This is a genomic window from Ruegeria sp. HKCCD6157, from assembly GCF_013110685.1.
Lineage (GTDB): Bacteria > Pseudomonadota > Alphaproteobacteria > Rhodobacterales > Rhodobacteraceae > Ruegeria.
Genome location: NZ_WVRB01000002.1, coordinates 370,339 through 380,139 on the forward strand (window position 1 = coordinate 370,339; position 9,801 = coordinate 380,139).

General features: G+C 57.9%; 8 protein-coding genes. 3 read left to right on the forward strand and 5 right to left on the reverse strand.

The window, feature by feature from the left end; all coding sequences use genetic code 11:
- Positions 1–13 precede the first annotated feature (13 nt).
- The 3 genes from GS612_RS11870 to GS612_RS11880 form a co-directional block, all read right to left on the reverse strand.
- On the reverse strand, positions 14–1,477 hold the full coding sequence (locus tag GS612_RS11870; RefSeq protein ID WP_152459674.1) for an AMP nucleosidase: 1,464 nt from the start codon (positions 1,475–1,477) through the stop codon (positions 14–16).
- Positions 1,474–3,276 carry an adenine deaminase gene (gene ade, locus GS612_RS11875; protein WP_171640529.1) on the reverse strand — a complete coding sequence of 601 codons (1,803 nt, stop codon included), beginning with the start codon at positions 3,274–3,276 and terminating at the stop codon, positions 1,474–1,476. The genes GS612_RS11870 and ade overlap by 4 nt, the downstream gene beginning before the upstream one ends.
- A gap of 108 nt (positions 3,277–3,384) precedes the next feature.
- On the reverse strand, positions 3,385–4,254 hold the full coding sequence (locus tag GS612_RS11880; protein ID WP_171640531.1) for a LysR substrate-binding domain-containing protein: 870 nt from the start codon (positions 4,252–4,254) through the stop codon (positions 3,385–3,387).
- Between the two features lie 112 nt (positions 4,255–4,366).
- Here GS612_RS11880 and GS612_RS11885 point away from each other — a divergent pair, with 112 nt between their 5' ends.
- Entirely contained in the window at positions 4,367–5,122 is a 756-nt protein-coding gene (locus GS612_RS11885) for a class II aldolase and adducin N-terminal domain-containing protein (RefSeq protein ID WP_171640533.1), read from the forward strand.
- A 23-nt stretch (positions 5,123–5,145) separates the two neighbouring features.
- Positions 5,146–6,135 (forward strand): sterol desaturase family protein, encoded by a 990-nt coding sequence (locus GS612_RS11890; RefSeq protein WP_171640535.1) that lies wholly within the window; start codon positions 5,146–5,148, stop codon positions 6,133–6,135.
- A gap of 24 nt (positions 6,136–6,159) precedes the next feature.
- Here GS612_RS11890 and GS612_RS11895 read toward each other — a convergent pair whose 3' ends face one another.
- Positions 6,160–6,792: a class I SAM-dependent methyltransferase gene (locus GS612_RS11895; protein WP_171640537.1), complete on the reverse strand. Its 633-nt coding sequence runs from the start codon at positions 6,790–6,792 to the stop codon at positions 6,160–6,162.
- An 88-nt stretch (positions 6,793–6,880) separates the two neighbouring features.
- Between GS612_RS11895 and GS612_RS11900 the strand changes: the two genes are divergently transcribed.
- Complete coding sequence (locus GS612_RS11900) at positions 6,881–7,726, forward strand: SDR family oxidoreductase (RefSeq protein WP_171640539.1); 846 nt, start codon at positions 6,881–6,883, stop codon at positions 7,724–7,726.
- Here the strand turns inward: GS612_RS11900 and GS612_RS11905 are convergent.
- A complete protein-coding gene (locus GS612_RS11905; RefSeq protein ID WP_171640541.1) occupies positions 7,687–9,351 on the reverse strand; it encodes a GMC family oxidoreductase in 1,665 nt (554 codons plus the stop codon). The two genes, GS612_RS11900 and GS612_RS11905, sit on opposite strands and share 40 nt — an antisense overlap.
- Positions 9,352–9,801 lie beyond the last annotated feature (450 nt).

The following is a 9,801-nucleotide window of genomic DNA, read 5'->3' on the forward strand; positions in this document are numbered from 1 at the left end:
TTGCTTTTTTGCGTCAGAGGAAGGCCGTTTCGTCGAAGGAGCGCAGTTTCCGGCTGTGCAAACGCTCCAACGGCATGCCGCGCAGATGCTCCATAGCCTTGATGCCGATGGCCAGATGTCGGCTGACCTGAGTGGTATAGAACGAAGACGCCATGCCTGGAAGCTTCAATTCTCCGTGCAGGGGTTTGTCCGACACGCACAGCAAAGTGCCATACGGAACGCGGAACCGATAGCCGTTCGCGGCAATGGTGGCGCTTTCCATATCCAGCGCGATTGCCCGGGATTGGCTGAGTCGCTGGACCGGGCCGGACTGATCGCGCAGTTCCCAGTTTCGGTTGTCGACCGAAGCCACGGTGCCGGTCCGCATGATCCGCTTCAGCTCATACCCTTCCAGTTTCGTCACCTCGGCCACGGCGTGTTCCAGCGCCACCTGAACTTCGGCCAGAGGCGGGATCGGCACCCAGACGGGCAGATCGTCATCCAGGACTTTGTCTTCGCGCAGATAGGCATGGGCCAGAACGAAATCGCCCAATGCCTGCGTATTGCGCAACCCGGCGCAATGGCCAACCATCAGCCACGCGTGCGGGCGCAGAACGGCAATATGGTCGGTGGCGGTTTTTGCATTGGATGGGCCAACACCGATGTTCACCAAAGTAATTCCCGAACCATCTTTGCGCTTCAGGTGATAGGTCGGCATTTGCGGCAGTTTCAGCGGTTGTTCGATAGGTGCCTTTGGGTCCGTGATCTCGGCATTGCCGGTTGAAACAAAGCTGGTATAGCCGCTGGCAGGGTCCGCCAATTGTTCTCGGGCGTAGTTCTCGAATTCCGAGACATAGAACTGGTAGTTCGTAAACAGCACGTGATTCTGAAAGTGACCAGCGTCGGTGGCGGTGTAGTGTGCCAATCTGGCAAGCGAATAATCCACGCGCTGGGCGGTGAAAAGGGACAAGGGTCCAACGGCATCTTCATGGTCATGCACGCCATTGACGATGTCATCATTGGTAGTTGTCAGGTCCGGAACATCAAACACATCGCGTAAGGTGAAGTCGGCTGCGCCCTGATGAGGCACGACCAGATCGGGATTGTTTGCCACGGCAAAATGCACCGGAATCGGCGTGTCCGACGCCGCAATGGTCACAGGTTGACCATGGTTCTTGATCAACAGGGCGATCTGTTGGGTCAGGTAGGATCTGAACAGATCCGGGCGCGTCACCGTCGTGGCATGAACACCAGGTTCAGACACATGACCAAAGCTCAGGCGGCTGTCTACTTGGGCATAGGTCGAGGTTTTGATGCGAATTTCCGGATAATAGGCTCTGAATCGTGCGGCAGGTGCCCCATTTTCCATGGCATCTGCAAAGCTGTCGCACAGGAAATCGGTGGCCTGCACATACAGCTCTTCCAACCGGGCAACGGCGGCGGCGGGATCGGTAAACTGTTCTGGCGCGGGTGCTTGCGGTGTCAGGAGTGTGGTCATGCCAATGGTTCCAGAAGTTCTATTTTTTCGAATGTACGCACGTCGACCAACCCGAGATCCGATATTCGAAGCTCGGGAATCACGACCAGCGCCAGCAATGAATGCTGCATGTACGCGTTGTTCAGATGACAGCCGCAGTCCTGCATCGCCTGCACCATCCTGTCGGCCTTGGCCGCGACTTCGGCGGCGGGACTGTCGGACATCAGGCCTGCGATGGGCAGTTCGACCAGCGCCAGTTCCTGCCCGTCCCGGAACAAGGTGATGCCACCGCCCACTTCGGCCAGACGGTTGGCGGCCAGCGCCATCTGATCCCGGTCCGTACCCACGACGATCATGTGATGACTGTCATGCGCCACGGTCGAGGCCATGGCCATTTTTCCCTGATAGCCAAAGCCCGAAACAAAAGCGTTGGTGACGCCCCCGGTGGCCTGGTGCCGCTCGACCAACGCGATCTGGCACACTTCGCCTTCGCCCTCGACCAGCCCGCCAATGATCGGCAATTCGGCCTTCAATGCCTTGGTCGGGGCCTGGTTTTCCACCACGCCGATGACGTTGGCCTGAACTTTGTTGGCCCCTTCCGGTGCCTTGATCTCAAAATCGGCCGACATCAGCGCATGCCCCAGATGAACGGTATTGCGCGATTTTTCGGGCCAGTTCAGATGCGGACAATCCACTTTGATTGCACCGTTTTCCGCGACAACCTGCCCGCGGGCTATCACCATCTCAACCGGCAGTTCGGTCAGATCTGAACTGAGGATGATATCCGCCCGCCGCCCCGGAGTGACGGAACCGATCTCGCGTTCCAGCCCGAAATGCGTTGCCGTGTTGATCGTCGCCATTTGCAGCGCGACCAGGGGGTCGCATCCGCAAGCAATGGCATGGCGCACGACGCGGTTCATATGCCCGTCATTCACCAATGTGCCGGAATGACAGTCATCTGTACAAAGAATGAAGTTGCGCGGATCCAGCCCTTTTTCTGTCACGGCCGTAATCTGGCTTTCCACATCATACCAGGCCGACCCCAGACGCATCATCGAGCGCATCCCCTGCCGAACTCGTGCAATGGCGTCGGCCTCGCATGTGCCTTCGTGATCATCCGCCGGGCCACCCGCCACGTAAGCCGCAAAATCAGGCCCTAAATCAGGCGAAGCATAGTGCCCTCCGACCGTTTTCCCGGCCCGTTGAGTGGCGGCTATCTCGGCCAGCATCTTAGGATCACCATGGATCACGCCCGGGAAATTCATCATCTCGCCCAGTCCGATGATACCTGGCCAGTTCATCGCCTCGGCCACGTCTTCGGGCGTGATTTCATAGCCCGTCGTCTCCAACCCCGGTGCGGATGGCGCGCAGGATGGCATCTGGGTGAAAATATTGACCGGTTGCATCATGGCTTCGTCATGCATCATGCGCACGCCGTCCAGACCCAGCACATTGGCGATCTCATGCGGATCGGTGAACATGCTGGTGGTTCCATGCGGGATGACGGCACGGGCAAATTCGGCTGGGGTGAGCATCCCGGATTCGATATGCATATGCGCATCACACAAGCCGGGCAGAATGTAGCGCCCTTGTGCATCGACGATTTCCGTATCCGGACCCACGCAATGCGAGGCATTCGGCCCGACGAATGCTATGCGCCCGGCAGCAATCGCCACAGAATGATCCGGCAGCAATTCGCGGCTGTGTACGTTCACCCAGGTTCCGCCCTGAATGACCATGTCCGCCGCCTCGCGTCCGGCTGCAACTGCGATCAATTTGGGGGCGACATCGGGCCAGCTTGGGAAAGGTGTGTATTCCATGGCTCAACTTTCACGAATGCGTCAGCGGGTGCAACCCCGGTTCTTCGGTCTTGGGGATTCCTCATACATGTTGGGCACGTCTTTTGGTTCTGGCGCGCACGTTTCCCTTTACACCTCAGACCCGATCTCACGCCGCACCCAGTTGGCAAAGGCCACGGCGCCGGGTGTGTCCTCGGCCTGCGGCGACAGCAGCAGATAGTAGGACTCGGGCATTCGCGCACGGTGCTTGAACGGCGCGACCAGCTGACCGCGCTTGATCAGATGACTGGCGATCGTGTCATGTGCTAGGCAAAGACCACCACCAGCCATGACCGCTGACAGGCAAACCAGATAGGTCGTCGCGTAGGTTATCGGCGGGTTTTCCCAATTCAGACCCTGATCTTCCGCCCAGTTTGGCCAGTTGGACAGCAGGTTGGAGCAGTCGAAAAGCGGCTGTTCCTGAAGGTTTTCCAAGCATACCGGATAGTCTGGTGCGCAGACCGGATAATAGTGTTCGGTGCGCAGAATTTCGGTTCGGACCGTGTCGGACGGACGAAGCGAGAACCGAATCTCGACCGCCGCGCCTTCGGCCATTTCGCGCGGTTCCCAAAGCTCGGTGAAGACGTTCAATTGAACATGTGGATGTTCCGCCCGAAATGCCGGCAGGCGCGGGGCCAGCCAGTTGACGGCAAAGCTGATGTTGCATTGCACTTGAACCGCGTTTGGTTGCGCGCCGGTAACCGCCCGAGTTCCGCGCATCAGTGTCCGGAATGCCTCTCGCACAACTGGCAGATAGGTGATTCCGGCCTCGGTCAGTTCCAGAGCTTTGGGGCGGCGCAGAAACAATGGCTGCCCCAGATGCCCTTCCAGAGATTTAATCTGCTGGCTGACGGCGCTTTGCGTCATGTTCAGGTCTCGTGCCGCGCCGGTAAACGAGAGATGGCGTGCGGCGGCTTCGAAAGTGCGCAACCAGCCCAGCGGAGGAAGCGAGTTCTGCATCTACATAACCTTGGCATAAGTTCAGCTAATGGGATAGTTGCGTTTTTTTCGTTGGTCAAACTGCCGGACCCCATGCAGGTTTGGCCACGACCAGCCGCGAAAGGAGCCAAGCATGAGCCTCACCAGTCTTCGTCCCAATATAGACCATTGGTCCGAGCGCGTGGATATGGCCGCCACCTTCCGCTGGACGGCCCGGTTGAACATGCATGAGGCGGTTGCCAACCATTTCAGCCTGGCGGTGAATGATGACGGCACGCAGTTTCTGATGAACCCCAATCAGGTGCACTTTGCGCGCATTCGTGCCTCGGATCTATTGTTGCTGGATGCCAATGACCCGAACGTGATGGAACAACCTGGCGCGCCGGACCCGACGGCCTGGGGACTGCACGGCTCAATCCACCGCCACTGCCCGCATGCGCGTTGCGTCATGCATGTGCATTCGATCTTTGCGACTGTTCTGGCCTCTTTGGCCGACAGTTCATTGCCGCCGATCGATCAGAACACGGCGACCTTTTACAACCGTTACGTGGTAGATGAAGAATTCGGAGGTCTGGCCTTTGAAAGCGAGGGTGAGCGCTGCGCCGGGATGCTGTCCGATCCCAGGAAGAAGGTCATGATCATGGGCAATCACGGTGTTCTGGTCATCGGCAGCGACCCTGCGGATGCCTTCAACAGGCTGTATTATTTCGAACGCGCGGCCGAAACCTACATTCGTGCCTTGCAGACCGGGCGGCCCCTGCGAGTCTTGTCGGATGAGATTGCCGAAAAAACAGCGCTTGAGCTGGATGACTATCCCGATCAGGCCGAGGCGCACCTGCGTGAAATCAAGGCGATTCTCGACGCAGAGGAATCAGACTACGCAACCTGACTGCACATCCCAAAGAGAGCATCATGACGGATATCGCCCCGGATCCCGAAACCGCCCGCTGGCACTATCACCCCGAAGGTCCCGTGGGTCTGAACCCTTTGTTCAGCTGGCCACCGCGCCCCGCGGCAGTGCTGAAATGGTACAGCGGCGCGTGGTTGCAGATCACGTCCCTGACCTTGTGCATGGTTCTGGCGATAATTGCCTATGCCTTCTTTTTCCCTGCATTAGAGACGATGCAGAGCTTTGCACCCGGCTGGATGTTTCGGATCTGGCTGTTGAACATGGTGCCGCAAATCCTGGTGGCTGGGGGGCTGCATTGGTGGCTTTACATGCGAAAAGGGCAGGGCATGTATAAAAAGTTCGACCGCCGGAATCTGACACGGAACAACGGAACGTTTTCTTTCCGCAATCAGGTTTGGGACAATATCTGGTGGACGCTGGGCAGCGCCATGACGGTTGCCACTGTTTACCAGTGGATCATCTACTGGGCGATGGCCAACGGCTGGGCGCCGACGATCACCTGGGCTGAAGCTCCGGTTTGGTTTGTGGTCTGGATGATGTTCATTCCGATGTGGTCTGGCCTGCACTTTTACTGGGTGCACCGGCTAGAGCATCACCCAAAGCTCTACAAACACGTCCACGCCGTGCATCACCGCAATGTCAATATCGGACCCTGGTCTGGGATTTCGAACCACTGGTATGAAAACCTGCTGTATTTCACCACCTACTTCATCCACCTGATTGTGCCGTCTCATCCGCTGCATCTGCTGTTTCACAGTTCATTCCAGCAGATCAGCCCGGTTCTGTCCCATTCAGGGTTCGAAAAACTGAAAGCTGGCGAAACCGAGGCTGCGCGAGCTGGGGATTTCTTCCACCAGCTTCATCACAGGTATTTCGAGTGCAACTACGGCACGTCCGAAATCCCGTTCGACAAGTGGTTCGGCACCTACCACGATGGCTCGGCTGAGGCGACAACGCGTACGCGCGCGTACAAAAAGCAGATGTACACCTGATGGTTTCGGCGTGATCGCCTTAGTTTAAACCCGCTCAAACAAAGCAATGAACGCCGTGTCGTCTTTGATGGGGCCAGCAGCAAGATCGCCATAAATGCGAACTTCGGGCAGGGTCAGATTTCGAATTTGACCCTGTTCCAATTGACGCAGTTTTTCTGCGAAACCCAATTTTTCGAAATGACGGGCATTGATCGAAAGAGCGAACTGCGCACCAGGCCGTGCGACACGCAAAAGCGCGGGAAAGACCTCGGGGCCGAGATGGCCGTGGGTGAAGGTCCCGGAAGAGACGATGCCGGAATAGCTTTCACGGGGCACCGGAATGCCTCGGGTCAGGTCCGCTTCGATCGCGTCCCGGTAAATGTCCTTGCGCATCGCCTGATCCAGCATCTCTGCGCTGATGTCGGTTGCATCAATGGGTCCGACGCCAAGCGCCGACAGCACCGCGCCGCACAGGCCGGTTCCTGCTCCGACATCCAGAACGGGCCCCTGACCGCCCGCGCCGACAAATGCCCGTGCCGTGTGGGTGTGAAGCTGATAATCTTCGCGCGCGGCGAAACCGTCATCATAATCTCCCGCCCATTCCGCATAGAGCTGTCTGTTCTCGTCCGGAGAACTCAGCGCATAGGCCGAATGCAGGTCAGGTGTTTTTTTGCTCATGACCAACAGAAAGGCGCAATCGAAGATTCGATTCAAGTGCGGCCATGCGGCGCTTGCATCCCGGTACGGCGCAGATCATCAAAGGGGCATGACCAAGACGCTCTTTTCATTCGGCCATGGCTATTCTGCCCAGGCCCTGTCCCGAAACCTTGCCCCGAAGGGCTGGAAAATTTTTGGCACGACGCGAGACCTTGAAGGGACGGGTGCAATCCGGGCCTCTGGCGCCGAGCCGCTGATCTGGCCGGGTGAGGCACCGAACCTTGATGGGGTGACCCATTTGCTGATCTCGACGGCGCCAGATGAAGCGGGTGATCCTGTGCTGGCGGCGCTGGGCGAAGAAATTGCCAAGCGGTCCAGTCAGTTCGAATGGGTGGGCTACTTGTCGACAACGGCCGTCTATGGCGACCATCAGGGTGGCTGGGTGGATGAGGACACGCCGCCCACACCGACCGCCAAGCGCGGAAGATGGCGTATGCTGGCCGAGGAGCAATGGTCGGCCATTCCGGGCCTGCCCGTTCATATCTTTCGTCTGGCGGGTATCTATGGGCCGGGGCGCGGTCCGTTTTCCAAGCTCAAGCGTGGTGGATTGCGGCGCATTATCAAACCGGGGCAGGTGTTTTCGCGCATTCATGTGGAAGACATCGCGCAGATCTTGGAAGCCTCGATGATGAAGCCGAATCCGGGAAGCATCTACAATGTATGTGACGACGAACCGGTCCCGCCGCAGGATGTCATAGGATACGCAGCCGAGTTGCAGGGTTTGCCCCTGCCTCCTGCGGTCCGGTTCGACGACGCCGATCTGACGCCGATGGCGCGCAGTTTCTACAACGAAAACAAGCGGGTTCGAAACGACCGGATCAAGGAAGAACTGGGTATTGATCTGATCTATCCCAATTACCGTGTCGGGCTGGAAGCTCTGATGAAAGGCAAGTAGCGTCCTTGCATCGCCGCCGCTTTGATCATGTCCGCCGCTTTTTCGGCTATCATGATCGTGGGCGCGTTTGTATTGCCCGACACCAAAGTCGGCATCACCGAGGCATCGACGACTCGCAGGCCTTCAAGCCCGCGCACGCGAAGCTGGGGGTCGACGACCGCCATTTCGTCCACGCCCATTTTGCAGGTGCCCACGGGGTGATAGATCGTGTCGGCGCGGGCGCGGATGTGCTTCTCCCAATCCTGATCGGTCTGGGCGGTATCGGTTCCGAAAAGCTCTTTGTGCCGGTATTTGGCCAAAGCTGGCGCGTTGAGGATATCCTGCGCCATTCGCGCGCCTTTGATCATGGTTTGCAGATCGCGTTTGTCTGACAGAAACGCCGGATCGATGGCGGGCGCCGCCGTGGGGTCTGCGCTGTTCAAGCCTACGGTCCCCCGACTTTCCGGCCGCAGCTTGCAAACATGGCAACTGTACCCGTACCCGTAATGCAGCTTGCGGGCATGATCATCGACCATAGCGATGGTAAAATGCAGCTGAATGTCGGGACGCTCTAGATCGGGGGTGGTTTTCAGAAACGCTGCGCCTTCGGCAAATGGCGTAGCCGCCATCGAGACGCCCGTCTTGCTCCACCTTCGAATATGTCGCAACAACCGCGCTGCCCCCGCCGGGCCGATACCAAAATTGTCGGTGTCTGTGGTTTTGAAGATCAACGCGAAATCCAGATGATCCTGCAAGTTCCGCCCCACGCCAGGCAGTTCGTGGTGAACCGCGATTCCGTGCGGTTCAAGGTCGCTTTTTGCGCCAACACCTGAAACCTGAAGCAATTGCGGTGTTTTCAAAGAACCAGCGCACAGCAGGACTTCGCGCTTCGCCCGGATGGTGATGTCTGCGCCCTTGCCCTTCACCCGGTAAACAACGCCCGTTGCGCGCCTGCCCTCAAAGCGCAGCCTGCTGGCATGTGCATGCGTGATGACCGTCAGGTTTGGGCGGTCGGAAACTGGAAAAAGGTAACCAGCCGCCGCAGAACACCGTTCCCCATTCTTTGCCGGGTCGTGAAACTGGGTAACCTGATACAGACCGACGCCTTCGTTATCACCCCGGTTGAAGTCTTCGGTATGGCGGTGTTGCAGCTGCTGTGCGGCTTGAATGAACGCATGGGTGATTGGACGAGGCTCTTTTTGCCGTGAAACCTGCAACGGCCCGCTGTCACCATGCACGCTGTCTGCGCCAAGCTCATTGTTCTCGGCCCGTTTGAAATACGGCAATACGCTGTCCCAATCCCAGCCGTCGCAGCCCAGATCGGCCCAGCCATCATAGTCCTGCTGCTGACCTCTTACATACAACATGGCGTTGATCGCGCTCGAGCCGCCCAGTGCCTTGCCGCGCGGTTGATATCCTCTGCGCCCGTTCAGACCGGGCTGCGGGACCGTTTCAAAGGCCCAGTTGTTGATCCTTGGACGCCCGGGAAGTGCGGTCACAACAGCGGCAGGCATTCTAACGAAAAGGCTGTTCCCACCGCCACCTGCTTCAAGCAGGCAGACACTTGTGGATGGATCTTCGCTCAGGCGGTTGGCCAGAACAGAACCGGCCGAACCGCCGCCTACGATGATATAGTCGAAATCCATGCTGTCTTGCGCACCTCTTGCGACGATTTCGTTTTCTTGACTGGTCGGGCAGGGTTACCACCTTCCCGGTGAGAGTGCGTTAACGGAGCAAAAAAACAACTGTGACCCAAAGTCAGTTTTTTGCGTAACCCAACCTTTTCTTGAAGGTCAGGCCCGGGCTGCACGAAAGGTGCAGAAAGGTTTTGCAGGTCGTTTATGTCTGTCGAACCCCTCGAATCTCCCGCAGGGGCAAGTTTTGTGGTTCCTTCTTGGGATATCCGCACGTTCCAGGCGGCATGGAGTTCTTGATTTGTTAAGTTAACTTATTGTTTTGGTTAACAAACACAAGAAAACGACGCAAAATTCAAAGTTTTTTGAAAATGGGGGTTGCAGGTCCCAGACCTAATCCGTAAATACCCCTTCACCGGCGCTGCTGAGGCGCTGGGACGCGGCGGAAGCGGCGGTTACACT